This is a genomic window from Aestuariivita sp. (assembly GCF_049276915.1).
In the GTDB taxonomy this organism is placed as follows: domain Bacteria; phylum Pseudomonadota; class Alphaproteobacteria; order Rhodobacterales; family Rhodobacteraceae; genus Aestuariivita.
On the sequence record NZ_JBASXK010000020.1, the window covers coordinates 1 to 26505 of the forward strand.

The 26505-nt window shown below is 61.8% G+C and carries 23 protein-coding genes; 9 read left to right on the plus strand and 14 right to left on the minus strand.

The window, feature by feature from the left end:
• Positions 1–152: 152 nt before the first annotated feature.
• The 3 genes from yaaA to WAO69_RS01720 form a co-directional block, all read right to left on the minus strand.
• Complete coding sequence (yaaA, locus tag WAO69_RS01710; protein ID WP_422176101.1) at positions 153–941, minus strand: peroxide stress protein YaaA; 789 nt, start codon at positions 939–941, stop codon at positions 153–155.
• A gap of 33 nt (positions 942–974) precedes the next feature.
• A complete protein-coding gene (recQ, locus tag WAO69_RS01715) occupies positions 975–3014 on the minus strand; it encodes a DNA helicase RecQ (RefSeq protein ID WP_422176103.1) in 2040 nt (679 codons plus the stop codon).
• A gap of 79 nt (positions 3015–3093) precedes the next feature.
• Positions 3094–3381 (minus strand): YggT family protein, encoded by a 288-nt coding sequence (locus WAO69_RS01720; protein ID WP_422176105.1) that lies wholly within the window; start codon positions 3379–3381, stop codon positions 3094–3096.
• A 136-nt stretch (positions 3382–3517) separates the two neighbouring features.
• On the opposite strand from WAO69_RS01720, the gene WAO69_RS01725 reads away from it, so the two are divergent.
• The 5 genes from WAO69_RS01725 (at position 3518) to arfB (ending at position 8089) form a co-directional block, all read left to right on the plus strand.
• Positions 3518–4933, plus strand: coding sequence for an MFS transporter (locus WAO69_RS01725; RefSeq protein WP_422176107.1), 1416 nt, complete (start codon positions 3518–3520; stop codon positions 4931–4933).
• The gene (gene mepA, locus WAO69_RS01730) at positions 4930–5802 is read left to right on the plus strand and encodes a penicillin-insensitive murein endopeptidase (protein ID WP_422176109.1); all 873 of its coding nucleotides are present in this window, start codon (positions 4930–4932) and stop codon (positions 5800–5802) included. Before WAO69_RS01725 ends, mepA begins: the two co-directional genes overlap by 4 nt.
• The gene (locus WAO69_RS01735; RefSeq protein ID WP_422176111.1) at positions 5775–6656 is read left to right on the plus strand and encodes an esterase-like activity of phytase family protein; all 882 of its coding nucleotides are present in this window, start codon (positions 5775–5777) and stop codon (positions 6654–6656) included. Before mepA ends, WAO69_RS01735 begins: the two co-directional genes overlap by 28 nt.
• Before the next feature lie 86 nt (positions 6657–6742).
• Positions 6743–7372, plus strand: coding sequence for a queuosine precursor transporter (locus tag WAO69_RS01740; protein WP_422176113.1), 630 nt, complete (start codon positions 6743–6745; stop codon positions 7370–7372).
• A gap of 300 nt (positions 7373–7672) precedes the next feature.
• A complete protein-coding gene (arfB, locus tag WAO69_RS01745; protein WP_422176208.1) occupies positions 7673–8089 on the plus strand; it encodes an alternative ribosome rescue aminoacyl-tRNA hydrolase ArfB in 417 nt (138 codons plus the stop codon).
• A gap of 34 nt (positions 8090–8123) precedes the next feature.
• Here arfB and pncB read toward each other — a convergent pair whose 3' ends face one another.
• From pncB to pncA, 3 genes are all read right to left on the minus strand, one after another.
• Entirely contained in the window at positions 8124–9413 is a 1290-nt protein-coding gene (gene pncB / locus WAO69_RS01750) for a nicotinate phosphoribosyltransferase (RefSeq protein WP_422176115.1), read from the minus strand.
• A 66-nt stretch (positions 9414–9479) separates the two neighbouring features.
• A complete protein-coding gene (locus tag WAO69_RS01755; protein WP_422176117.1) occupies positions 9480–11711 on the minus strand; it encodes an ATP-binding protein in 2232 nt (743 codons plus the stop codon).
• Between the two features lie 66 nt (positions 11712–11777).
• Positions 11778–12374, minus strand: a complete 597-nt coding sequence (gene pncA / locus WAO69_RS01760) for a bifunctional nicotinamidase/pyrazinamidase (protein ID WP_422176120.1) — start codon at positions 12372–12374, stop codon at positions 11778–11780.
• A gap of 98 nt (positions 12375–12472) precedes the next feature.
• Here pncA and WAO69_RS01765 point away from each other — a divergent pair, with 98 nt between their 5' ends.
• Positions 12473–13381 carry a rhodanese-related sulfurtransferase gene (locus WAO69_RS01765; RefSeq protein WP_422176122.1) on the plus strand — a complete coding sequence of 303 codons (909 nt, stop codon included), beginning with the start codon at positions 12473–12475 and terminating at the stop codon, positions 13379–13381.
• A 76-nt stretch (positions 13382–13457) separates the two neighbouring features.
• On the opposite strand, the gene WAO69_RS01770 is transcribed toward WAO69_RS01765, so the two are convergent.
• From WAO69_RS01770 to WAO69_RS01785, 4 genes are all read right to left on the minus strand, one after another.
• Positions 13458–14675, minus strand: coding sequence for a CynX/NimT family MFS transporter (locus WAO69_RS01770; RefSeq protein ID WP_422176124.1), 1218 nt, complete (start codon positions 14673–14675; stop codon positions 13458–13460).
• A 45-nt stretch (positions 14676–14720) separates the two neighbouring features.
• The gene (locus WAO69_RS01775; RefSeq protein WP_422176126.1) at positions 14721–15398 is read right to left on the minus strand and encodes an SDR family NAD(P)-dependent oxidoreductase; all 678 of its coding nucleotides are present in this window, start codon (positions 15396–15398) and stop codon (positions 14721–14723) included.
• A 58-nt stretch (positions 15399–15456) separates the two neighbouring features.
• Complete coding sequence (locus WAO69_RS01780) at positions 15457–16527, minus strand: hypothetical protein (protein ID WP_422176128.1); 1071 nt, start codon at positions 16525–16527, stop codon at positions 15457–15459.
• A gap of 144 nt (positions 16528–16671) precedes the next feature.
• On the minus strand, positions 16672–17682 hold the full coding sequence (locus tag WAO69_RS01785; RefSeq protein WP_422176130.1) for a serine hydrolase domain-containing protein: 1011 nt from the start codon (positions 17680–17682) through the stop codon (positions 16672–16674).
• A 196-nt stretch (positions 17683–17878) separates the two neighbouring features.
• On the opposite strand from WAO69_RS01785, the gene WAO69_RS01790 reads away from it, so the two are divergent.
• Together WAO69_RS01790 and WAO69_RS01795 are read left to right on the plus strand one after the other, a co-directional pair.
• Entirely contained in the window at positions 17879–19078 is a 1200-nt protein-coding gene (locus tag WAO69_RS01790; protein WP_422176132.1) for a benzoate/H(+) symporter BenE family transporter, read from the plus strand.
• 125 nt (positions 19079–19203) lie between these two features.
• Positions 19204–19941 (plus strand): gamma-glutamylcyclotransferase, encoded by a 738-nt coding sequence (locus tag WAO69_RS01795; RefSeq protein WP_422176134.1) that lies wholly within the window; start codon positions 19204–19206, stop codon positions 19939–19941.
• Positions 19942–20000: 59 nt separating this feature from the next.
• Here the strand turns inward: WAO69_RS01795 and gyrB are convergent, their stop codons facing one another.
• From gyrB to dnaN, 4 genes are all read right to left on the minus strand, one after another.
• Positions 20001–22418, minus strand: a complete 2418-nt coding sequence (gene gyrB / locus WAO69_RS01800; protein ID WP_422176136.1) for a DNA topoisomerase (ATP-hydrolyzing) subunit B — start codon at positions 22416–22418, stop codon at positions 20001–20003.
• Between the two features lie 77 nt (positions 22419–22495).
• Entirely contained in the window at positions 22496–23116 is a 621-nt protein-coding gene (locus WAO69_RS01805) for a LysE family translocator (protein ID WP_422176138.1), read from the minus strand.
• 4 nt (positions 23117–23120) lie between these two features.
• Positions 23121–24230, minus strand: a complete 1110-nt coding sequence (gene recF, locus WAO69_RS01810) for a DNA replication/repair protein RecF (RefSeq protein WP_422176140.1) — start codon at positions 24228–24230, stop codon at positions 23121–23123.
• A 60-nt stretch (positions 24231–24290) separates the two neighbouring features.
• Positions 24291–25409 (minus strand): DNA polymerase III subunit beta, encoded by a 1119-nt coding sequence (gene dnaN / locus WAO69_RS01815; RefSeq protein ID WP_422176143.1) that lies wholly within the window; start codon positions 25407–25409, stop codon positions 24291–24293.
• 195 nt (positions 25410–25604) lie between these two features.
• Between dnaN and WAO69_RS01820 the strand changes: the two genes are divergently transcribed.
• Positions 25605–26483 (plus strand): phytanoyl-CoA dioxygenase family protein, encoded by an 879-nt coding sequence (locus WAO69_RS01820; RefSeq protein WP_422176145.1) that lies wholly within the window; start codon positions 25605–25607, stop codon positions 26481–26483.
• Positions 26484–26505 lie beyond the last annotated feature (22 nt).

Below are 26505 nucleotides of genomic sequence, written 5' to 3' on the forward strand. Positions count from 1 at the left end.
CAGCGAACAGGCCCAAATACGTGAGGCAGGTGTCGACACGTGCCTCACGAAACCCCTGCGCAAGGACGTGATACTGGAGCAGATCTCGCTGAATGAACCAGACGGGGTTTTGCCCCCGCTGCCGGGCGGCTGAAACTCTCGAGTGGTGGGCCTTACGACGCTGCCTTGAGCGCTGCAGCCTGCGGGCGAACAAACACCGGCTTGTCCTCTTGCGACAGATCCGGGCGGAACTCATACCCACCTATATCGAAATCCGACAGCGCAGCCGGATCGGTCAGGCGCCGCTGGACAATGAACCGCGCCATCGCCCCGCGGGCTTTCTTGGCAAAAAAGCTGACGATTTTCGGACCTTTGTCTTTCTCTTCCATGAACACGGGTGTGATCACGCGCAACTTGAGCGCATCAGGCTTGACCGCGCCAAAGTATTCCTGGCTTGCACAGTTCACCAGAACCTGCGCGCCCGTGGCAGCACCCTGCGCATTCAGCGCCTCTGCGATCTGATCGCCCCAATACTGATAGAGCGATGTGCCACGGCGAGTCTTGAGGCGGCTGCCCATTTCCAGACGATAGGGCTGGATCGCATCCAGCGGTCGCAGCACACCGTAAAGGCCCGACAGAATGCGCAGGTGGTCCTGCGCCCACATCATCTCATCGGTATCCAGCGATCCCGCCTCAAGCCCCTGATAGGTATCGCCGGCAAAGGCAAGCGCGGCAGGTCTCACGCCGTCGGCGGCCGGTTCCTCGGCAAAATCGCGGAAACGGTCGCGGTTCAGCTTGGCCAGATCGGGGCTGATATCCATCAGCTTCTGAAGATCTTCCAGAGTGAGATTGCGCGCGGTCTTGGCCAGGCGGATCGCATCCGCCTGAAAATCCGGTTGCGTCACGGATGTTTCGCGCTCGGCCCAATCCAGACGCTTGGCAGGTGATATGACGACCAGCATGTATTCCCCCTAGGTTCGATTGCCCGACACGATCTAGCTCGCCTCGCGCAGAACGTCCAGAAACGCCGCGCCGAAGCGCTCCGTGCGGCGTTCGCCAAGCAGCCGTTCAAGGCCCTGTTCATCGTCAGGTCGGATCTGCGCCACCTTGGCCAGCAAAGAGGCCGAGCAACTGAGCGGTTTGTCCACTCCTGTCTCACCTCGCGCCAGATCAGCCTGAACTTCGAGCAGGCGATCATAAAGCGAGCCCGCCTGACGCCCGGCCAGTTTTTGCCGCATCGGGTGCAGGGAGGGAGTGTCACCTGCAATCACCTCAAGGAACGTTCTGCCATAGCGGTCCAGCTTCTTGGCCCCGACCCCGCCGATCCGTGCCATATCGTCGATGGATTGCGGGCGCGTTTCCGCCATTTCGATCAGGGTGCGATCGGGAAAAATCACATAGGCGGGTACCTTGGCAGCCTCGGCCAGCGCGCGGCGCTTGGCCTTGAGCGCGGATAACAGTGGCGCGTCTTCTTCCGAGACCAGCATTTTGACGACGGGATGGCGCGTGGCTTTGGCGATGCTGTCGCGCCGCAGGGTGATATGCGCCTCGCCTTTCAGGATCGGACGGGCCGCCTCGGTCATCCGCAACGCGCCGTGACGCTCGGGATCGGGGCGGATCAGGTCATGGCCCATCATCTGCCGGAAGATCGCCTGCCACTGCCGGCGGTCATACTCCGTACCCACAGCAAAAGTGGGCAGATCGTCATGACCCCGTGCCCGCACCTTGTCTGTCACTGTTCCTGTCAGAATGTCGATCAAGTGACCCGAGCCGAACCATTCTTCCGTGCGCAGGATGGCGGACAGGGCCATGCGTACCGGTGTTGTGCCGTCAAACGTCTCGACCGGGCTGTCACACAGGTCACAGCGCCCGCAAGGCACCTCGGTTTCGCCGAAATACCCCAGCAAGGTCTTGCGGCGGCAATCCAGCGCTTCGGCCAGACCTAGAAGCGCGTTCAGACGTGCGTGATCGGCCATACGGCGTTCTGGCGGCGCCAGCCCCTCGTCAATCTGAGAGCGGCGCAGGCGGATGTCTTCGGGACCAAACAGCGTAAGCGTTTCCGCAGGTGCGCCATCGCGTCCGGCCCGGCCGATTTCCTGATAATAGGACTCGATCGATTTGGGCAGATCGGCATGGGCGACCCAGCGGATATCGGGCTTGTCCACGCCCATACCAAAGGCGACCGTGGCCACAACGATCAGGCCATCTTCCTGCTGAAATCGGCGTTCGGTAATGCGCCGGTCCTCTGCCTCCATCCCGCCGTGATAATGGCAGGCGCTGTGGCCATCATCGCGCAGCGCCTTGGCCAGAGTTTCGGACTTGGCGCGGGTCCCGCAATACACGATGCCGGACTGACCGCGCCGGGCCGCGGCAAAATTCAGGATCTGAGTACGCGGCGTGTTCTTGGCGGCAAATGCCAGATGCAGATTGGGGCGATCAAAACCACGCAGAAAGGCGCGCGGCGGCTCTGCGTCAAACAGTTTCTGGATGATTTCGGACTGTGTTTCGGCATCTGCCGTCGCCGTGAAGGCGGCCAGCGGCACATTCAGGCTACGGCGCAGCGCTCCAATGCGCAGATAATCCGGGCGGAAGTCATGTCCCCACTGGCTGACGCAATGCGCCTCATCGACGGCAATCAGCGTCACCCCGATGCGGCGCAGCATGCTTACGCAAGAACCGGCCGCCAGACGCTCGGGCGCGATGTAGAGCAGCTTGAGCCGCCCTTCTTCCAGGGCTTGCCAGACGGCGTCTGTCTCTTCTTGCGTGTTGCCGGATGTCAGAGCACCGGCGGCCACACCTGCCTCTTGCAAGGCGCGCACCTGATCCCGCATCAGCGCGATCAGCGGGGAAATCACCACCGTCACGCCATCGCGCATCAGCGCAGGCAATTGAAAACACAAAGACTTACCGCCACCTGTTGGCATGATGGCCAGCACGTTTTCATTCGCGCAAACGGCGTCAACGATCTCTTCCTGCCCGGGGCGGAAGGCATCGAATCCAAACACGTCGCGCAACAGCGTGGCGGCAGGCGGCATCGGGCAAACCCTGTAAGTTCTTATAAAACTGCTCTTACGGGTGACTGTCCCACACTAAGATTCCGTGAACAAGATCAGATCAGGCAAAACCGAAAATCACCGGCAGCACATAGGCCCTGAGCGAGATCACGACAATCAGAGCCACAAGCGGCGCAAGGTCCAGAGGTCGCGTGTCCGGCAGGATACGGCGGATGGGTTCGTAAATCGGCTCAAGCAGGCGATTCAGCCCGTTCCAGATCTGCGAAACAATCGGCTGATGCAGGTTGAGAACCTGAAAATTGATCAACCAGCTCATGATGATATGCACGATCATCACAAAGTAGACGACGCTGAGGATCAGTTGCAGCGGACCGTAAATGGCGAGCATGGGCGTTAGGCTCCTTGGAAAAACTAACAGTGACCTAAGCCTGACAGTGCAAAAGGGCAAGTCTTGGCAAGGGCGCATGCCCATCGTCGCATCAAGGAAAAACTTGCCCCTGTTACAATTCCCGTGTCTCATCTGCATGAAACGCGAGGGCACGATGGCAGACACGGCGCATCCCGGCATGGTTCAGGGCATTTCGATCCGCAAACGGATCTGGGGCTGGTACTTTTTTGACTGGGCCAGCCAACCCTACAACACGTTGATGCTGACCTTCATCTTTGGCCCGTATTTTGCTCAGACCGCGACGGCCCAATTGATGAGCGATGGCATGACCCAGCAGGCCGCAGCGGCGCAGGCCCAGGCGTGGTGGGGCTATGGGTTGACGGTGACCGGTATCCTGATCGCCGTGCTTGCGCCCGTTCTGGGTTCGGTTGCGGACAGCACAGGCAAACGGATGCCCTGGATCTGGCTGTTTTCCATCCTGTATTTCATCGGCGCGATGGGCACCTGGTGGAGCGCGCCCGAAGCCTTCAACCCGGTTCTGGTGCTGGCGTTTTTCGGGATCGGCATGATCGGTATGGAGTTTGCGACGATCTTCACGAATTCCTACCTGCCCTCGATGGGACCAAAGAAAGAGCTTGGACGCATTTCCGGCTCTGGCTGGGCCTTCGGCTATGTTGGCGGTGTCGTGGCGCTGATCATCATGCTCATGCTGTTTCAGGCCGGGGCAAGCGGCAAGACGATGGCGGGACTGTCTCCATTGTTCGGGCTGGACAGCGCGACCAAGGCCGATACCCGGATCGTGGGGCCCCTGACAGCGATGTGGTTTTTGGTCTTCATGATCCCGTTTTTCCTATGGGTGCGGGATGAAAAGAACGAACCAAGGCTCAAGTATCGCTTTGGCAAAGGCGTAACCGACCTGGTGCAAACGCTGAAGAACCTGCCGGGCAATCCCAGCCTTCTGGCCTATCTGGGCTCGTCCATGTTCTATCGTGACGCGTTGAACGGGATGTATACCTTTGGTGGCATCTACGCCGTCGGAGTCCTGGGCTGGTCGATCACTCAGATCGGAATATTCGGGATTTCTGCCGCGCTGAGCGGCGCGATCTTCTGTTGGATCGCGGGCTATATCGACCGCGCCATCGGACCAAAACCCGTGATTGTCGCCTGTTGCCTGATCATGATGCTGACGGCCCTTCTGATCATCTCGCTGACTCCGACTTCGGTGCTTTGGTTCGCGGTCGAGGACGGCTCGGCCCTGCCTGACCAGATGTTCTATCTGGCCGGTATCCTGATCGGGGCAGCGGGCGGGGTTCTGCAAAGCTCAAGCCGCAACATGCTGACGCGCCAGGGCAACCCGGAACGTATGACCGAAGCCTTCGGGCTGTATGCGCTGTCGGGCAAAGCGACGTCTTTCCTGGCACCCGCGCTGATCGCACTGGTGTCGGACATAACGGGCAGCCAGAGATTGGGCGTGACTCCGCTGGTGTTCCTTTTCGCTTTGGGTCTATTTCTGTTACTCTGGGTGAAACCGGATGGAGAGCCCGAGACATGACACTCATACGCCTGATCGCAGCTCTGGGCTTGAGCCTGACGCTGACAACACCGCTGGCAGCCGAGCCCTTGGCGAAACAACAATTTGGCGCACAGAAAACCGGATCAGCGCAGGCACCCGCGCCTTTGGGCAGCTATGCCAAGGGATGCGTTGCCGGGGCCATGCAATTGCCAGAAACAGGACCGACTTGGCAGGCAATGCGGCTGAGCAGAAACCGCAACTGGGGCCATCCTGAAACGATTGAGTTCATCAAGGATCTGAGCAAGTTCGCCGCCCAGCAACCGGGCTGGGCAGGTCTGTACATAGGAGACATCAGCCAGCCGCGCGGCGGTCCGATGCTGACAGGGCATCGCAGCCACCAGATCGGTCTGGATATTGATATCTGGATGCTTCCGGCCGCAAACCTGAAACTCAGCAAGGCGCAGCGTGAAAACATCTCGTCAGTGTCCCTGCGCCGGGCCGAAGGGGCTTTTGTCAACGACAATTGGAGCCGCGCCCATCATCGCATCATGAAAGAGGCGGCCAAGGATCCCCGCGTGGCGCGGATCTTTGTCTTTCCCGGTGCCAAGGTGCAGATGTGCAACGACGAAAAGGGCAACAGGGCATGGCTGCGCAAGATCCGGCCCTGGTGGGGACATCATTATCATTTCCACGTGCGACTGAATTGTCCGAAAGGAATGCGCGATTGCGTGGATCAGGATCCGATCCCCAGGGGAGATGGCTGTGCGGATGCGCAGCAATGGGTCAACAACATTCTCAACCCTCCTCCGCCTGACCCCAACGCGCCGAAAACACCGCGCCAACCCCGGCGCGAGCTGGTTCTGTCTGATTTGCCACAGCAATGCGTCTCGGTTCTGCGCTCGCAGTAATCGCTCTCGCCTCGCTCATCTTTTTGCGCCCGGTTCTGCCGCTCGCTGAAGGTGCGCGATTGGTGACGGCCTTTACCTGGCAGAACCCGCCCCGAGGGGTGGGCGGGCTGTCGGCGATTACCATCGGCGAGATGGGTCGTACTGCCGTGGTTCTGGTGGACAGGGGAAGCATTTTGAGCCTGCGGCTTGAGCGCGACGGCGATGTGATCACCGATGCTGTGGTGACCGCTGAAACAGCGCTGTTCAGTGGGACCCGTCCGTCAAAGGTCGGCTATGACAGCGAAGGGATCGCCATCGGTGCGGATGGCGCGATCTATGTCTCTTATGAACAGGATCAGCGCATTCAGCGATACGATCAAACGACGGGTGCGCAAACCGCTGTCCCGACCCCGCGGGCCTTTGAGGCGTTTGGCGCAAACACCGGGCTTGAGGCTCTGGCTATTGATCGCAAGGGTCATCTCTATACGCTGCCCGAGAGGCCGCGCTCTCTCAGGCAGGGATTTCCGGTCTGGCATTGGGATGGGGCCGCATGGAGCCGGCCCTATCACCTGCGCCCGCGCAATGGGTTTCTTGTGGTCGCTGCGGACTTTGGGCCGGACGGGCGGCTTTACCTGTTGGAACGGCGCCTGACATTCCTTGGGTTTCAGTCGCGCTTGCGACGCTGGGAGGCGGACGCAGAGAGTGCAACGGATGAAGCCATTCTGCTGACCACCCGCGCAGGGGAATTCGGAAATCTGGAAGGCTTGTCGCTCTGGCGGGATAAGGACAATCGGATGCGGGCGACGATGGTGTCGGACAATAATTTCTTGCCGGTGATGCGGACGCAGATCGTGGAATTTGTTCTGACGGAATGACTTGCGCCGGCCTGCGGGAGCCGTTAGGTGCGCGGCTGTCCCCGATTGGGCCAAGTCTCCGCAACCTTGTCAAAACGGAAACCGATATGACACGCGCACATCTTCCCGGCATCATTGCCATGGCGGCCATTGTCGTCGCCTCCAACATCCTGGTGCAGTTCCTGTTTGAAAACTGGCTGACATGGGGTGCCTTCACCTATCCTCTGGCCTTCCTGGTCACCGACCTGATGAACCGCATCTATGGCGCGGGGCCTGCCCGCACCGTGGTATTCGTCGGCTTTCTGGTCGGCGTGTTCTGCTCGTTGGTGGGCACGCAGATCATGGGAGAATACGGCCCTCTCGTTACCTTCCGGATCGCCATCGGATCGGGTCTGGCATTCCTTACGGCCCAGCTGCTGGACGTCAGCATCTTTTCGGCGCTGCGCAACCGCGCATGGTGGCTGGCACCCTTGTTTTCAACGGTAATCGGCGCAACCGTCGACACGGCGATCTTCTTCTCGATCGCGTTTTCGGATGCTCTGGCCTGGATCCATCCCGAGACCGATGTGGCCTGGGCCAATGAGGTTCTGCCGCTTCTGGGTGTCGGACCCGCGGTCCCGCTCTGGGTATCGCTGGCGGTGGCGGACTGGGGGGTGAAACTGTCGCTTGCCCTGATCGCGCTGATCCCGTTCCGCCTGATTGTTGTGCGGCTTGATAAACACACGTCGCTGGCCTGACGATTTTGTTTGGCACCTGTGGATAACTGTGCAAGGTTTGAGGCAGGTTCAACAAAACGGAAGGAGGTGATCCAGTGTCAAGAAAGATGTTGGAGAGTGGAGTCGGGACAACGTGGGAGGTCGCCAGCTAAGGCAACCCTTGGCGGTTCAGAATCGCCCACGGTGATTTCGATCTAACCGGAATCCCCTCCTGAAACTTTCGAAAGGGCCGCTCTTCCGGGCGGCCCTTTTTCGTGGGAAACTGCCATGCACAATGCGTACACAACCTGTACACATGGCGTACATACGACCGAGGGCATGATGCTGCGGATTAACGACACGATCGCGATCCTGGATTGGGAGCTGACCGAGCAATTCGTCCGCGCCTCGGGTCCCGGCGGGCAGAACGTCAACAAGGTCTCCTCGGCGGTCGAATTGCGGTTTGAGGCCGAACGCTCGCCCTCCCTGCCCGATCCTGTGAAACGAAGACTGCGCCGGCTGGCCGGCCGGCGCTGGACGAAAGAGGGCGCGCTGGTGATCCAATGCGACGAGACCCGGTCACAGGCGCGCAACCGCGAGATCGCGCGGGAGCGGTTGGTGGAGCTGATCCGGCAGGCTCTGGTGGTGCCCAAGTCACGACGTGCGACCAAACCGACGCGGGGCTCGATCGAGCGGCGGTTGAAGGCCAAGAAGGTGCGGGGCGAGGTCAAGGCCATGCGCGGGAGTGTCGAGGAGTAGGGTGGGGTGTCAACTGACTGGCACTGGTAGTTGCCTAAACCACCACTTCCCTTCTCTCCTGCTCTCCCACCCCGAACACGCGTTTGTACCGGGCAATCTCGGCCTCTGGTCCCATCGCCTTGACCGGGTTGTCCGAGAGCTTGACCGTGGGGCGGCCATTGGCCGAGACCGCCTTGCACACCAGGGAGAACGGGGCGAGGCGGTCATCCGGGGTCAGTCCGCGGAAATCATTGGTCAGCAGGGTGCCCCAGCCGAAGGACACTTTCACGCGGCCCGCGAATTGCGCCGACAGCTCCATGATCTTGTCCACATCCAGACCGTCGGAAAAGATCACCAGCTTTTCCCTTGGGTCCTCGCCGCGCGATTGCCACCAGCGGATGGCCTCTTCGGCCCCCTGGGCGGGATCGCCTGAATCGATGCGTATGCCCGTCCATTTGGTCAGCCAGTCCGGTGCGTTTTCCAGAAATCCACTTGTGCCATAGGTGTCGGGCAGAATGATGCGCAGGTTGCCGTCATGTTCTTCGTGCCAGTCCGACAACACATCATAGGGCGCGCGCGCAAGGGCGGCGTCGGTGTCGGCAAGGGCGGCATAAACCATGGGCAGTTCATGGGCATTGGTGCCGATCGCCTCGAGATCGCGGTTCTTGGCGATCAGGCAATTCGAGGTGCCCACGAAACTGTCGCCCAACCCCTCGACCATCGCCTGAACACACCAGTCCTGCCAGAGGAACGAGTGACGCCGGCGGGTGCCGAAGTCAGCGATCCGCAGATGAGGGACGGTTTTCAGACGCTCGACCTTTTCCCAGAGTTTGGTCATGGCGCGGGCATAGAGCACTTCGAGTTCGAACCGCCCCATGTCATTGAGCACGGCGCGGCCACGCAGTTCCATCAGCACGGCAAGCGCGGGGATTTCCCACATCATGACCTCGGGCCACGCGCCTTCGAAGGTCAGCTCATACTGATCCCCCACGCGTTCCAGGTGATAGGGCGGCAGGCGCAGGTTTTCGAACCACTCCATGAAGTCGGGGCGGAACATCTGGCGTTTGCCATAAAAGGTGTTGCCCCTGAGCCAGGTGGATTCCCCGCGGCGCAGGGACAAGGAGCGGATATGGTCAAGTTGTTCGCGCAGCTCCCCCTCGTCAATCAGCCGCGCCAGCGGGATATGGGTCGAGCGGTTGATCAGCGAAAAGGTGACCTGCGTGTCGGGCCGGTTGCGGAACACCGACTGGCACATCAGCAGCTTGTAGAAATCCGTGTCGATCAGAGAGCGCACGATCGGGTCGATTTTCCATTTGTGGTTCCAGACCCGGGTGGCGAGGTCCATAGGGCGTCTCCTGCAACAGCGTCGGGGTTTGATACGCCAGGGCGGCGGGGCGCGCCAAGGTGAAAATCACGGCAGGCCGTGACGCGGACGCGCGAGGGAGGTCAGAATATCATGACGGCGCACGGGTTTGGACAGGAACCCGTCCATGCCCGCGCGCAGGCATTTGGCCCGGTCGGTTGCAAAGGCATTGGCCGTCAGCGCCACGATGACCGGCTGGGGGCCGGGCGTGGCGCGGATATGGCGCGTTGCCTGGATCCCGTCCATCACCGGCATCGACATGTCCATGAAGACAAAATCTGGCGCAAAGCTTTGGGTCTGCGCGACGGCCTCGGCACCATTGGTGGCAAAGGCCAGCTTGATCCCGGTATCGGCCAGGAATTTCTCGATCACGATGCGGTTCACGCGGTTGTCTTCCGCAACCAGAACACGCAGGCCCTTGATCTGCGCGATGAGATCCCCGGCCTGCGCCCCGGTGGTATCGGATGGCTCGTCCGACTGCGCAGCAGACAGGCACAGCGTCAGCGTAAAGCAGGATCCCTTGCCCGGTTGCGACGTGACGGTGATATCCCCGCCCATCGCTTTGGCCAGCAGTTTCGAGATGGTCAGGCCAAGCCCGGTACCGCCAAACCGGCGCGTGGTGCTGGCTTCGGCCTGAGAGAACCTTTCGAACACCTGGCCAAGATGCGCGGGCGCGATGCCGATCCCGGTGTCCTCGACCGCGACCGAAAGCCGGTGCTGATCACCGTCAGGCTGCATCGTGATACCCACGCGCACCGCACCTTCTTCGGTGAATTTCACCGCATTGCCGATCAGGTTGAGCAGGATCTGACGCAGGCGCAGATCATCGCCATGCACGCGGGCGGGCAGATCGGCGGGCAGATCAAGGCGCAGCAGGATCCCCTTGGCTTCGGCCTGAGGCGCAAGAAGCTGCACCGTGTTTGTCAGGCAGGCGGTCAGATCGAAATCCACCGGCGCAAGGGACATCTTGCCGGCATCCAGTTTCGACAGATCAAGGATATCGTTGATGATCGCCAACAGACCCTGTGCAGATCCCCGGATCGTGTCCGCATATAGCCTCTGGTCACTGTCCAGCGGCGTGTCCATCAGCAGGTCGGACATACCGATGATCCCATTCATCGGGGTTCTGATCTCATGGCTCATCGTGGCAAGAAATTCGGCCTTGGCGCGCGCGCTGTCTTCGCTGGCGCGTTTGGCGGCCAACAGTTCCTTCTCGCGGATCTTGGCCTCGGTCACATCGCGGCTGACGGCGACCAGGGTCTCAACCGCGCCCTCTTGGTTCAGGACCGGCACCTGGTTGACCTCGTGACAGAGCACGGTTCCATCCCTGCGGGCAAAGCGGATTTCGCCCAGAAAGGCGCGCCCCTGCAGCGCGCTGTCGCGGATCGCGCTCAGCACCTCGGGATCGGTGGCGGTGAAATCCAGAACCTCTCCGGGTCGTTTGCCAAGGATGTCATCCGCGGTGAGGCCGGTGGCCCGCATGAAGGCCTCATTGACCCAGGTGGTGCGGCCTTTGGGATCGCTCAGCAACACCGCATCATTGGCATGGCGCGCAACAAGAGACAGCCGCTTCAGCTCCCGCTCGCGGGCGACAAGCTGGTCATTGGCCTGCGCCAGTTCCATGCTGCGCCGGGTCATATCAAGGCTTTTCTTGCGGTTCCTTGCAAAGCTGCCGTTCACGAAGACCAGGAAGGCCGCGACCATATAGACAAGCATCGTCGCGCCACCGACATTCAGCGCGAAACCCGGTTTGTCATGGGTGCGCAGAATCACCTCGCTGAGCAAAAGGCCGATCAGGGTCAGCCCATAGACCGTCAGGCGCGCCTTGCCCGAGGCCGGATGATAGGGCAGCAGCAGACCGGCATTCATGGCCGTGCCCAGCAGAAACGACAGCGCAAACAGCGGCGCGGAATGGCTGACAGGCCCGAACCATCCAATCGCCACACAGGCCGCGATGGTCAGGGCCTGAAACGTCCCGCTCAGCGTGCTGAGCAGATAGGCGCGCCGAAGCGCCCTGGTCTGGCGCAAGCTGCGCAAGATGTGATGCAGGCACAGGCAATCGACCAGTTCACCCAGCGCGGCCAGCAGCATGGCGGCAATGGCATAGGTCGGCCCGTTGGAGAACCACAACACGATCCCGCCCAGACCCGTCATCGACTGACGCATCCAGACATGGCGGATGCGTCCGCGCGCATAGCGGATCAGCAGCTCTTCGCGGCTGTATCTGGCCCGTGCCCGATCAAGAGCGGTGACGCTTTGCCCGGGGGTGTGAACGCTCACCCTGTACCCTCATCCTTGCCTGTGGCGGCAGGATGCAGCTAATCCCTTAAGAATTCGCAACCGTGCTCAGGTCAGGTGAACCCCGGCGCTGCGCATGTCCTCAACGGCCTTGGCCAGAGACCCGTTCAGATCGATCGCGCGGCACAGCTCCTGGCGCAGCGTTACCGAAAACCCCAGCGCTGCGGCATCAACAGCCGAATAGGCGACGCAGAAATCCGTGGCGAGCCCGACCAGCGTCAGATCGGTGATCCCGCGGCTGCGCAGATAGCCGTCAAGCCCGGTGGCCGTGCTGTGATCATTCTCGAAAAACGCCGAATAGCTGTCGATGGCAGGGTTGAACCCCTTTCGGATGATCAGATCGGCGCGCGTCACGTTCAGCCCGGCGTGAAACGCCGCCCCCTCTGAGCCCTGTACACAGTGCTCGGGCCACAGAACCTGAGGGCCATAGGGCATCTCGATCATGTCATAGGGGGATTTTCCCGCGTGGCTTGTGGCAAATGAGGAATGACCCGCCGGATGCCAGTCCTGCGTCAGGATGACAGAGACAAAGCTGTCCATCAGCGCGCTGATCCCCGCCACGATCTGATCTGCGCCTTCAACGGCAAGCGCCCCGGCGGGGCAGAAATCATTCTGAACGTCGATCACCAGAAGGGCATGGGTCATGAGGGGCTCCATTTTCTGACAACAGGGGTAGGTCGCAAGCCTCACCGCGTCAATGCAGGGTCTTGTCTGGCGCGCGCCGCAGGCGTATTTCGCCGGATATGTTCAGAATTGCCGCCCTTTATCACTTTACCCGGTTCGACGAACCCAAGGCGCTGCAGGCCCCCTTGGCGCAGCTGTGTTGCGCCGCCGGGGTGAAAGGCACGCTGTTGCTGGCGCGGGAAGGGATCAACGGCACCATCGCAGGACCGCCCGACGGGGTGAGCCGCGTGATCGATCATATCCGCACCCTGCCCGGCTGCAGCGATCTTGAATGGAAAGACAGCTGGTCCGATCATGCCCCCTTTCCCCGGCTGAAGGTCCGCCTCAAACGCGAAATCGTGACCATGGGCCAGCCCGATGTCGATCCGCGCGCGCGGGTCGGACATTACGTGGACCCCCGCGACTGGAACGCCCTAATCAGCGACCCCGAAGTGGCCGTCATCGACACGCGCAATGACTACGAGGTGGCCATCGGCACATTCGATGGCGCAATCGATCCCCGGACAGAAAGCTTCCGGGATTTCCCCGCCTGGTGGGAGGCCAACAGGCAGCGCTTTCACAACAAGAAGATCGCGATGTTCTGCACCGGCGGAATCCGCTGTGAAAAATCAACGAATTTCCTTTTGGGTCAAGGGGTTGAGGACGTCTACCACCTCAAGGGCGGCATCCTGAAATACCTCGAGGACGTGCCCGAGGCCGAAAGCCGCTGGAGAGGGGACTGTTTCGTCTTCGACAACCGGGTCAGCGTGGGTCACGGGCTGAAGGAAGGCCCGCATGAGCTCTGTCATGGCTGCCGCCGCCCGATCCTGCCGCAGGACAAGACGCGGCCGCAATACGAGGCGGGCGTGTCCTGCCATCACTGCATTGATCAGACCAGCGATCAGGACAAGGAACGCTTTCGCGAGCGCCAGAAACAGATCGCGCTGGCGCGGGCACGGGGCTCCTGCCATCTGGCCGGACAGGGCTGAGTCCTGGTTTCATCTTGCCCGAAATATCCCCGCCGGAGGCTGCGGCGCGGGCCAGGGGCACACAGGCCCGGACAGATCAGGCGGCGAGCGCGGCCGGTGTGCGGGGGCGCCCGCGCGACAGCAGCCAGAGCATGATCGCGATGTTCAGGCCGTTCCAGATGATTCCGTTGACGAAAGCCATGTGATAGCTGCCGGTCACGTCATAGATCCAGCCCGACATCCATCCGCCCAGGGCCATGCCGAGGATGGTCATCATCATCACGAAACCCACACGCTGACCGGCCTCTTTGGCGGGCATGTATTCGCGCACCACCAGCGCATAAGAGGGCACGATGCCGCCCTGTGCGAGGCCGAACATCAGGCTGATCACATATAACGACACCATCCCGTCCCAGGGCAGGTAGAGAAACAGCGCGATGCATTGCAGCGTCGAGCCGATCAGAAGCGTCATCACCCCGCCCAGCTTGTCCGCCACCAGCCCCGAGATGATCCGGCTGACCACGCCGCCCATCAGCATCAGCGAAAGCATTTCCGCCCCGACCGCCGGTCCATAGCCCAGCCCGACGCAATAGGCGACGATGTGAACCTGTGGCATCGACATCGCCACGCAGCAGCCGATACCGGCAAAGCCCAGCAGATATTGCAGGGCGCGGGGGCTGAGACCGACGCTGCGGGCGCGCAGGGCGGATGCGGCCTCGGCGACGCCATGGGCATCTTCGGGCAAGCGACGGCGCAACAGCATGGACAGGGGCGGGATCACCAGCACGGCGATGATCGCGAGCATCAGATAGACCTGCCGCCAGCCGCTATCGGCCAGAACATCGGCCAGCAGCGTCGGCCAGATCGCACCGGACAGGTAATTGCCGCTGGCCACCAGCGCGACGGCGATGCCGCGCCGTTTGAGAAACCAGTGGGAGATATCCGCGATCAGCGGTCCGAACCCCACCGCCGTGCCCAGCCCCAGCAACAAATGGGTAAAGGACAACACCATCATCGTGGGCGCATAGGTGGACAGAACGAACCCGGCCGCGATGATCAGCGCCGCGCCATTCAGCGCCAGCGTCACACCGAAGCGATCCACCAGCCGCCCGATCAGCAGGTTGCCGACCGCAAAGCCGATCATCGTCAGCGTATAGGGCATGGACGAGGCCGCCCGTGTCGCCTCGAATTCGACCTCGACCGCGGGCATGACCACGATGACAGCCCACATGCCGACATTGGCAATCATGCCGATGGCCAGCGTGATGCAAAGCCGGGTCCAGGAATAGGTGCTGTCGTGGATGGAGTGTGTCATTGCCGCGACGCTAGGCCCTGCCGGGGGCGTTGCATAGTGCCAGTTTCAGAACCTTTCGACCCAGGGTCGCAATTCGATTTCCCAGGCCCATGACGAGGGGTGTTGATCCAGAAAATGCAGATAGCTTTGCGCGATGGCATCCGGGTCAAGCTGCGCGTTGCCGGCATTGTCATCGGGGGTTTTCGTGATGCCTCCGTCGATGACGAAATGGCCGATGTGAATGCCTTTGGGGTGCAGTTCGCGGGCAAGGGACTGGCACAGGCCGCGCAGGGCGAATTTTCCCATGGCGAAGGTCGCGGATTGCGCAAAGCCCTTGACGCCGGCGGATGCTCCGGTGAACAGCAGCGCGCCGGAGCCCCGGGCCAGCATGCGTTTTGAGGCGTGATGCGCCATCAGGAAGGCCCCGTAGGCCGAGATCAAAAGCGCGTTTTCGACCGCTTCGGGATCAAGCTGGTCGATCGGGCCGCGTACCCGCGCGCTGGGATTATAGATGGCGACGGATAGCGCCGAGCCCGTGGCATCCACCCGTTCGAAAAGCCGCGCCATATCGTTGCGATCGCGCGCATCGCAGGGCACGCAGGTGGCGCCAGTTTCTTCGGCCAGTTCCCCAAGATCCGAGATATCGCGGGCGGCCAGAACGATCTTGTGCCCGCGCGCGGCCAGTTTACGCGCCAGTGAAGCCGAAAGCCCGGCACCTGCGCCGATGATCAGAGCTGTGGTCATGTGAACTCCTGTCCTGTTGCTGCCCCGGGTCCGGGCTATCGACACGCATTGGACCCGTTCAGAGATCGAACCTCAAGATGATGGCCCCGATGATGATGGCATGCACAAGCGGATAGACCCAGATCGTGACATGCCAGTCCATCCTGCGGGCAAATACGTCACGCCCCTGAACTGCCAGACGCTGCAGTGCCACGTTATAGCCCACACCAAGCGCAGACATGACAAACATCGCTGCAATGAACACATCCAGAAACGTCAGATAGCCCAACCGCGGCAATTCGTTTGATATGGTGAAGTTGAGAGCGATGAAGGCAAGAAGGTTCCCGCTGGCGATGTCGATGCGGCGGCGGTAATCCTCGAGGAACAGATTGGCCCATGCCACGCTTCCCAGCAGCAGAAGCGGCAGAAAGATCCGTGACCAGTAATAGATCTGGTGGCGATCGGCGCTGAGCCCCAGCACATATTCCGAGTGAACAAGACCAAGGGGGCCTTCGATCTGGTTTGCCTCGCTCCAGACGTCTTGAATGACCCATTCCTCTTCGCCCAGCTTCGCACCCACCCCGCTGAAGTCCTCATGCGGTCGAAACGTGACAAACTCCACCGGCGCAAGAGAGCGTACGCGGACATAAAACTTTTGTTCATCAAAGGGATAGTCCGAAAAATCAAAATCCGGAGCCTGCAGGGTCAGGATCTCGTCGCGGATATGAAGCGCGACACCGGCGTCTGTCCAGAACACCGTGGACTGCTTGGTGAAGCCGCGCGCCTGCTGGTTCTCGAACACATAGGCGGGGACGATGATTCCAGTGTCGCGGGCAAGTCGCACGAACTCCGAAGACACCATGGTTCGGTGCGTCTGGCCCTCTTTCAGCAACGCGACAAGAGCGGGGTCCGTCCATTCCATGTGGAGCTTGGCAACAACCGAGAAATTCTCGGCTTTCTGATCGACGCCGGTGATCTGCGTGATCCGCACGCCGACCTGCACATCAATGGGTGTTTCGGGAATGGCGCTTTGTTCCAGATACTGGCTGATGCCGGTCGGCTCTTCCCAGTCGTCAAATTGCTGTGCTTGCGCGCCATGAGCGACCATCGTGAAAACCACGACAAGAAAAAGAAAACCCGTCCGCAGCATCCGTGCCGTCCCTATTGCGTACCATCCGCCGAGTGCTCTTGTCCCGAGCGTTCAATGTTTTGGCGGATCGTCATTGCAAAACGGCTAACATCATTGTGCAAGTGCGTCCATGCTCAACGGTGATCGCAGAGGCGCAGGTCACGGCTAGGCCGCCTGGCTGCGCGCAGTCGGGATGATCGCACCTTCGACAAGTCGCATCAGGTCGCCGAAATATCCGCCGCTGCGGGCCGGGCGCGTCGGGTCCGAGGAGATGGCAATGGTCAGACCAAGGCTTGGCACGATGCAGATCACCTGACCGCCATAGCCCCGGGCCAGCGCATAGCTGTCGCCTTCGGCCTGTCCGAGAAACCAGCCATAGCCATAGTCGAGCCCAGAGAACAGCGAGCGCGTCCTTGGAACGAGGGAGCGCGTCACCCAGTCCTGGCTGAGCACCTGCGTGCCTGCCCAGGTCCCGCCCTGGCGATAGAGTTCGCCTAAGCGCACCATATCGGGCAGGCTGAGCGCCATTTCATTCCCGCCGAGGTATCTGCCCTGCGGGTCGCGTGTCCATGCGGGGATGTCCATGCCCAGCGGGCGGCCAAGACGATTGCGGGCCAGCGACAACAGGCTTTCCCCCGAGACCTCGGAGAGCACCGCGCCCAGCACGTGGAACGATCCTGTGGAATAGAGCATCGTGCCTCCGGGCTCGGCCACGAATGGCCGCGCAAGCGCGTCGGCCACCCAGTTTCTGCTGCTGATCCACCCGCCGTAATTGGCACCTGATGTCCGCTCGAGCCCGGCCTGCATGGTGACAAGGTTTTCAACCGTGATCGCTGCGACGCGCGGATCTGCGCCCGGTGGGATCAACTGCGGCGCGATATCGGCGAGGGTGGTGTCCAGCGCCGGGATCTCACCGCGATCCAGCGCCGCGCCGGTCAGCGCGGCGATGATGGTTTTGGACACCGATTTGACGGGCACCGCGCGACCGATGCCGGGACCGCGAAAGACCTCGGAGACCACCTCGGTGCCATTCATGTGAATGACAAGCGCGTTGCATTGATCATGGCCCCGCGCCTGCGAAACGACATCCCGCCATGGATCAGACTGCGCGCGCAGTGGCAGCGCGGTGAATGCCAGCGTTCCGGTCACAAAGCCGCGTCGGCAGAGATCTGGCATGCGCCCTCCTGTGTTCTGTGTTCCAATCTAAGCCGAACCGGGGCCCGGACCATTCAGAGTTTCGTGACCAGCGCGCCCATGGTCAAACCCGCAACACCCCTGCGCCGGCCCGCTTGACGCTGCCGGACCGTCCCGGATACGCAGGGTGTGATCGCAGCCCTTGGGCGCGTTGACACAGAAAGGCGACAGACAGGACATGGTGGATCAGGCCAGCAAACCGATGCGGCAGCGCTTGCCAGTCACCGAAACCGTCAATGCCTTCGTGGCCTTTCTGTTTGCCGCCTCGGCTCCGGTGGCGATCATTCTGGGTGCCGGGGTCAAGGGCGGGCTAAGCGAAACGGACCTGGCCTCGTGGATCTTTGCGGCCTTTGCGCTGAACGGGGCGCTGAGTATCGGGATGTCCGTCGCGTTTCGCCAGCCGCTTGCGTTTTTCTGGACGATCCCGGGCACGGTTCTGGTTGGATCGGCGCTGCAATCGCTGAGCTTTGCCGAGGTGATCGGGGCCTATCTGCTGACCGCGCTTCTGCTGTTGGTGCTGGGGCTGACCGGTTGGGTCAGGGCCGCCATGGATAGGCTGCCCATGCCGATCATCATGGGCATGGTGGCGGGCGTTTTCGTGCAGTTCGGACTGGACTGGATCCGCGCCTTTGGCACGGACCTTGCCCTGGTGGCGGCGATGACGGCAACGTTCTTCGTGCTGACCGCGATGCCGCGTGTCCAGAGGTTTGTTCCGCCGATGATCGCGGTTCTGGTGGTCGGGCTTGGGGTGCTGTTCCTTCAGGGCAGCGAAAGCGCGACCGGGTTCGGGGGCGGGCCGGTCTTTGCGGCTCCGAAATTCTATGTGCCGCAGTTCTCGGTTTCGGCGGCGCTGGAACTGGTGGTGCCGCTGGCGATCACGGTGATCGCGGCGCAGAACGCCCAAGGCATCGCCATCCTGCGATCGGCCGGGTATGCTCCGCCGGTCAGCGCGATAACCACGGCCTGTGGCGGGGCCTCGCTGGTCACCGCCTTCCTTGGCAGCGTGTCGACCTGCCTGACCGGTCCGTCCAATGCGATACTGGTGTCTGGCGGACCCAACAACCGGCACTGGATTGCGGCGGTCATACTGGGTGGTCTGGCCATTGTTTTCGGCATCTTCGCACCGCTGTTCACCAGCCTTCTGCTGGCCACGCCCACGGCCTTTCTGAGCACATTGGCCGGGCTTGCGCTGCTGCGCACGCTGCAGGCTGCGTTCCAGATCTCGTTCGGTCCGTCCTTTCCGCTGGGGGCGCTGGTCGCCTTTCTGGTGACCCTTGCGGGCCTGCCCATCGCAAACATTGGCGCGCCCTTCTGGGGGCTGGTCTTTGGCGTTCTGACAAGCCTTGTGCTGGAGCGGGAGTCGTTCTTGAAACGCTAAACGCAGGATATGCGGTCGCTGCCGTCCCGCAGCCTGATGCGGCGATGGCGTGATTGGTTGGCACCGGGGCTGTGTTGGTCAAATCACCTCTGGCCCCTGCGGTGCAAAGCTTGTTAGATCGCGCCATGCCCTTTGCTCATCATGTCTTTCGCCATACCCCTGCCCTGCGCGGGTTGATCACACCGCCGGACAGTTCGGAAATGCGCTTTGGCCAGGAGCGGTTCGACGAGCTTGATCTGCAGGCCGAGGCCGAAGGCTGGCCAGCGGGCTGGCGCATGGATCATGACGAACGCGAAGCCAACCGGCAGGCGGTGCTGTCGGGTCGGCTGGGGCAGGATTTGTGGGTGTTTGCCTATGGCTCGCTGATCTGGGATCCGGCGGTACAGGTCGAGGAGTATCGCTATGGTGCCTTGCCCGGCTGGCGGCGCAGTTTCTGCATGCGGCTTGAAGGCGGGCGCGGCACTCATGAGCGGCCCGGTCTGATGGCCGCGCTGGACGAAGGCGGGCATTGCGACGGCGTCGTTTTTCGCATCGGGGCCGCGCTGGTCGAGCAGGAAACCCGGTTCATGTGGCGGCGCGAGATGTTTGCCGGTGCCTATCGCCCGGTGTTTCTGGAAGTTATGACGCCGCAGGGCGCGGTTGACGCGCTAGCCTTTGTCATGGACCGGGACAACCACCGCTATATGCCGGACCTGCCCGAAGAGCAGGCGGCGCGGATGATTGCGCTGGCAGAGGGCGGGCTGGGGCCGAACTTCGCCTATCTGGATTCGCTGGTGCGCCATCTTGATGAGCTTGGCATCACAGATGACGCCATCCGCCGGCTGCACGCGCGCGCAGGCGCATGTCGCGCCAAGGCCGGCTAAGGCTGCGTCAGGTCCGGAATGACGCCTCAAGGTCGATGCGATGAGGCGTCACGACCGGATCAGAAGTCCAGATTTTCCACGTTCAAGGCGTTCTTCTGGATGAACTCGCGGCGCGGTTCGACCACGTCGCCCATGAGCTTGGTGAACAGATCGTCCGCCTCGGCCATGTCCTCGACGCGGACCTGCAACAGCGTGCGTGCATCCGGATCCAGCGTGGTTTCCCAAAGCTGGTCCGGGTTCATCTCGCCCAGACCTTTGTAGCGCTGCAGGGACAGGCCTTTTTCGCCCTCTTCCAGAATTGCCGCAAGCAGGCCCAGCGGGCCATAGATCATCTGGCTGCGATCCTTGCGCTGAAGCGTGGCGGCGGTGTTGTAGACGTCCTTGAGGCTTTGGGTGAAGCTGCCGGTGCGGCGCGCCTCGCCCGAGCGCAGCATCGGACCATCCAGCGTGCGCATCTCTTCCACACCGCGCAGGATACGGGACAGGCGGATGCCTTTGTCCTGTGTGATGCGCCCCTGCCAGCCGCGCTCGTATTCCTCGGCGATCAGGTCGAGCCGTGCGGCCACCGTGTCCGCAACACCCTGCAGATCGGCATCCACCGCGCCGGGCACAAACCCGCCGGCAATCGCTGTCTGTTCAAGGATATGACGCGGATAATGCGTCGGGAAGGCGTCGAGCACACGTTTGAGCTGGCGGGCCTCTTCGACGATGCGCACAAGGTCCTGGCCCAGGATTTCTTCACCCGTGCCAAGACGCAGGACGGCCCCGTCCACGCCCTGACCGATCAGATAGTCATCCAGCGCCGCCTGATCCTTGAGGTAAACCTCGGATTTTCCGCGCGCCACCTTGTAGAGCGGCGGCTGGGCAATATAGAGATACCCGCCTTCGATCAGTTCGGGCATCTGCCGGAAAAAGAAGGTCAACAGCAGGGTGCGAATATGCGCGCCATCCACATCCGCGTCCGTCATGATGACGATCTTGTGGTAGCGCAGTTTTGAGATGTTGAATTCATCCCGTCCGATCCCCGTGCCCAGCGCCATCACCAGGTTGCCGATCTCCTGCGAGCCCAGCATCCGGTCAAAGCGCGCACGTTCCACGTTCAGGATCTTGCCGCGCAGTGGCAGGATCGCCTGCGTGCGCCGATCCCGACCGGTCTGAGCTGAGCCGCCCGCACTGTCGCCCTCGACAAGGAAGACTTCGGATTTCGCGGGGTCTTTCTCGGCGCAATCCTTGAGCTTGCCCGCCAGAAAGTTCACATCCAGCGCGGTCTTGCGGCGCGTCAGTTCGCGCGCTTTGCGCGCCGCTTCGCGCGCCATGGCCGCTTCGATGATCTTGCCCACGATGATGCGGGCCTCGTTGGGGTTTTCCTCGAACCATTCCGACAGCTTTTCGCCCAGCAGACCTTCGACCGCGGGTCGCACTTCGGAACTGACCAGCTTGTCCTTGGTCTGCGAGCTGAACTTGGGGTCCGGCACCTTGACCGACAGCACACAGGTCAGACCCTCGCGTGCGTCATCGCCCGTGAAGCTGATCTTTTCCTTCTTGGCGATGCCGGTGTCCTGGGCGTATTTCTGGATCGTCCGCGTCAGCGCACCGCGAAAACCCGCCAGATGGGTGCCGCCATCGCGTTGGGGGATGTTGTTGGTGAAGGGCAGGACATTCTCATGATAGCTGTCATTCCACCACATCGCCGCTTCGATACCGATATCGTCCTTCTCACCGGTCACGAAGATCGGTTCGCTCATGAAGCTGGACTTGTGGCGATCGAGATATTTGACGAATTCCTTCACGCCGCCTTCGTAGAACAGCTCGGTTTTCAGAGGTTCCGCAGGGCGTTCGTCTTCCAGAATGATCCGCACACCTGAATTCAGGAAGGCCAGTTCGCGCAGACGCCGTTCCAGCGTCGCGAAATCATAGTTCAGATCCGAGAATGTGTCCGTCGAGGCAAGGAACCGCACCTCTGTTCCGGTGCGATCACCGGTTTCGCCGACCACCTCGAGATGTTTGACCGTGTCGCCATGTTCAAAGCGCGCGAAATGCTCTTTGCCATCGCGCCAGATGCGCAGCTCGAGCCAGACCGACAAGGCGTTCACGACCGAGACGCCCACGCCGTGCAGACCGCCCGACACCTTGTAGGAGTTGCTGTCGAACTTGCCGCCCGCATGCAGCTGGGTCATGATGACCTCGGCCGCCGAGACGCCTTCTTCTTCATGAATGCCAACCGGAATACCCCGGCCATTGTCGCTGACCGAGACACTGGAATCCGAATGGATTTTCACCAGAACATGGTCCGCGTGACCCGCAAGGGCCTCGTCAATTCCGTTATCGACGACCTCATACACCATGTGGTGCAGGCCCGAGCCATCATCCGTGTCCCCGATATACATACCGGGACGTTTTCTGACTGCCTCTAAGCCCTTGAGAACCTTGATGGAATCAGCGCCGTATTCCTGTGACGGCTGTGTCGCGTCAGACATCCGCGAAATCCTTTGTTATTTCGGTCCAACATACGAATTCTGGGGGGGAATGTCACGCATTTGCCCCAGATTTTGTGTCATGTGAAGGGGATGACAAGACCGACGCAGATCAGCGCCCATCCGGCCACCAGATTGGTCCGGCGCAGCGCATCCGGCGAGCGCAGCACCCGCCGCGCCCGATCGATGAAAAACGCGAATGTCAGGTTGCCGATCAGCGGGACAATGACCGACAAGGCGACGATCACAGAGATGTCGGTTGTGGTGACCACGGACAGATCAAAGAACCCCGGCAGAACGCCCATGTAGAACAGGATGGCCTTGGGATTGCCCAGGATCGCCACCACACCCGCGACAAACCCGGGCCACATGCCCGGACGGGTCAGACGGCTGTCACTGGTGATCGCCTTGCTGGCGCTGCGGATCACCTGCCAGCCCATGAACAGAAACACCACGCAGGCCACCCAGCGCAGCACGGTCAGGAAGGGATCGAATTCCGACACGATCCAGCTCACGCCGAGGATCGCCAGCAAGGGCCAGACCACATCGCCCACCGAGACCCCCAGCGCCAGGGGCCAGGCCGCCTGGAACCCCCCTGAGACCGACCGCGCCAGCAAGGCCAGCCAGACCGGCCCGGGCGTCAGGAACAGGATCAGCAGAGCGATGGAGTAAAGCCCCATATCCAGCAGTGAAATCGTCATTGGATCATGAACCGGCAAAGCCCGCGTCGACCGCAGAGACACCGTCCTGCTCGCTGACCTCGAGATATTGCGCCCGCGCGCCAAGCTCGGCGAAAAGTTCCGGCCCCGTGCCCGTCATCCAGGCCTGCGCACCCAGCGCGCAGATCTCGTCATATAGCGCCGCCCGCCTGTTGGCATCCAGATGCGCCGCCACTTCGTCCAGCAACAGGATGGGCGGCGCGCCGATCTCTTGCGCAAGGGCCCGCGCATTGGCCAGGATCAGCGACACCAGAAGCGCCTTTTGCTCTCCGGTGGAACAGTCCCGGGCCGGTACGCCCTTGGCCGCATAGACCCCATGAAGATCCGTGCGATGCGGCCCGACCAGAGATCGCCCTGCCGCCAGATCGCGAAACCGGCTTTCGGCCAGGGCCTCCCGCAGGTCGTCTTCCGTGGCAGGCATCTCGCCCTCGCTCTGCTGCAACTCAAGATCCGCGGTGGGAAAGGCGGTGCTGGCATCGGCCTGCGCGGCCGCCAGTTGCGCCAGGGTCTCGCGGCGCACGGTGTCGATGCGATGGCCGGCTTCGGCCATCTGACGCTCAAGCGCTGCATACCAGTGGGCATCGCGCACCTGGTCCTTCAGCAGGCGGTTGCGCTCGCGCATGGCTTTTTCATAGACCAGCGTCGCCTCGGCGTGATCCGGTGCAAAGCTCAGCGCCATGCGATCCAGAAACCGCCGCCGCCCCTCGGCCCCTTCGATCCACAAACGATCCATCGCCGGAACAAGCCACAAAACCCGCCCGATCCGTCCAAGCGCCACCTGCGAGGCGGCCTTCTCGTCAATCCGCACCACCCGTGCGGCACCCTGTTCGGACCAGGTCTCGACCTCGTGCACGTGACCCAGAGAAGCCAGCTCGCCCTTCAGTTTCCAGCCCAGCGCTTCGGGCCGGCGGGTCATCTCTTCGGCGCTGGCCCGGCGCAATCCGCGCCCGGGCGAAAACAGCGACACGGCCTCAAGAATATTGGTTTTGCCCGCGCCATTCAGCCCGTGAATGGCCACTGGGCGCGCATCCAGGCTGATCCGCGCCAGCTTGTGCGAGCGGAAATGGGACAGGGTCAGCGCATTCAGGGCGAGCATGGACCGCCTCCCTGCTTCTTTCTGGTCAAAAATACCCTCGCCGAAGGCGTCCGGCGGCGCTTAGACGCGCATGGGCATGACGACATAGACCGCGCTTTGATCATTGCCTTCGCGCATCAGCGTCGGATCGCCTGCGGAATTGAACAGGAACACCGCATTCTCGCGATCCACCTGGCTTGCGATTTCCAGCAGGTACTTGGCGTTGAAGCCGATATCCAGGCTCTCATCTCCATAGGCCACGGCCAGCTCTTCTTCGGCAGCACCACTGTCGGGGGCGTTGACCGACAGGATCAGCCGGTCTTCACCCAGCTGCAACTTGACTGCGCGCGATCGCTCCGAGCTCACTGTGGCCACACGATCGACCGCCTGCGCGAACTCGGCCGCGTCCACTTCAAGCCGCTTGGTGTTGTTTTGCGGAATGACGCGGGTGTAATCCGGGAAGGTTCCATCGATCACCTTGGAGGTCAGGGTGATGTCGGGAGTAGCAAAGCGTATCTTCGTCTCGCTGACTGAGACGGCGACCTTCATCTCGTCATCATCCAGAAGCTTGCGCAGCTCGCCCACGGTCTTGCGCGGCACGATCACGCCGGGCATGTCCGCCGCACCTGCGGGCAGATCCGCATCGATCCGCGCCAGCCGGTGGCCATCCGTGGCCACGCAGCGCAGCACCTTGCCGCCATCCGCTTCGGCGACATGCAGGTAGACGCCGTTCAGGTAATAGCGGGTCTCTTCGGTCGAAATCGCGAATTTCGACTTGTCGAACAGGCGGCGCAGCATCGGGGCAGGTGCCGAGAAGTTCGATTCGTATTCCGACGAGGCCATGACCGGGAAATCTTCCTTGGGCAGCGTCGCCAGCGAAAAGCTCGACCGGCCCGCTTCGACGGACAAGCGGCCCGTGGCGCTGTCCGCGGTCAGCGTGACAAGTGCGCCGTCGGGCAGTTTGCGCACGATCTCATGCAGCGTGGTGGCGGCGACGGTGGTCGAGCCCGCGCGCTCGACCTTGGCAATCGCCTTGTCGACGACCTCGATATCAAGATCGGTTGCGCGGAACTGGACCGTATCGCCTTCGGCTTCGATCAGCACATTGGCCAGGATCGGGATTGTATTGCGCCGCTCGACAACCGATTGCGCCTGAGACACTGCTTTAAGAAGCGCGCCGCGTTCGATGCTGAATTTCATGTGCCGTCCCCATGTGATGCGCCGGGACAGGCAAGGTACTGTTTTGCCACCGCAGCACAAGCGTTTTTGTCATGTCACGTCAGCTTGTCCGCCGGAATGCGGCGATGGTCAAGTGCGCAGGGCCTTGCAATCTCTTGGTGATTGTCGGATGCCTCGTGCCGTGGCAGGCTGACCACAGCATGGAGGAGACCGACCATGGCGCTGACAGTTCAGACCGCCCGCGACGCTGCCGAGCAGTACCACGAAGAGGGCTATGCGATCGTGCGCCAGTTTGTGGATGGCGATGCGCTCGCCGCATTGCAGGCCGAGACGGCGCGGATGTATGATGAAGGGCTCAAGCATCACGCAACCTTCCGCCATGGCAATCTGGCCTTCGAGATCCTGCCCGAGCAGGATTTCCAGCAACGCTATGTCATTCAGGCCTATTGGATGAGCTGGATATCCTCGTATTTCGAGCAATTCCGCCGCTCGCAGTCATACTTTACCCTGCTGGAGCCATTTCTCGGGCGCGACATCAAACAGGTCGCCCAGCAAATTCACTGGAAGCCGCCCGGTGCCGGGCTGACCGGGTATCGGTGGCATCAGGATCTGCGCTTTCGCCCCAAGCGCGACGCCTTTCGCGATATTGAAACATCATCGGTTACCGTCGGTCTGGCGGTGGATCCCTCGACGCGGGAAAACGGCTGTCTGCAGGTCGTGCCGGGCTCGCATAAACTGGGATATCTGGGGCTGTCCGATGAGGGGGATGGTCAGATCATGAAGGGCGTCAGTGCCGATGATCAGTTGCGCGCCGTCGGGCTGGACCCGGCGGATGTGGTCTGGCTTGAGCTGGAACCGGGGGATCTGGCGATCTGGGGGCTGATGACGGTGCATGGGTCCTTGCCCAACACATCCGATCAGGACCGCGCCTTTGCGCTGTCCTCCTATGTGCGCGCCGATACCACGGACCGGGGTGAATGGGCGTTTCGCGACGGGGTCTCAACGCCACTGGGCGACACCCCGTCCTTGTGCAAATTCGAAGCGCTGCACGAGCGGCCCGAACCGCATTATGTGACGGACAAGTGGTATGATTGACCCGCAGGGATCCGGCGCTTTG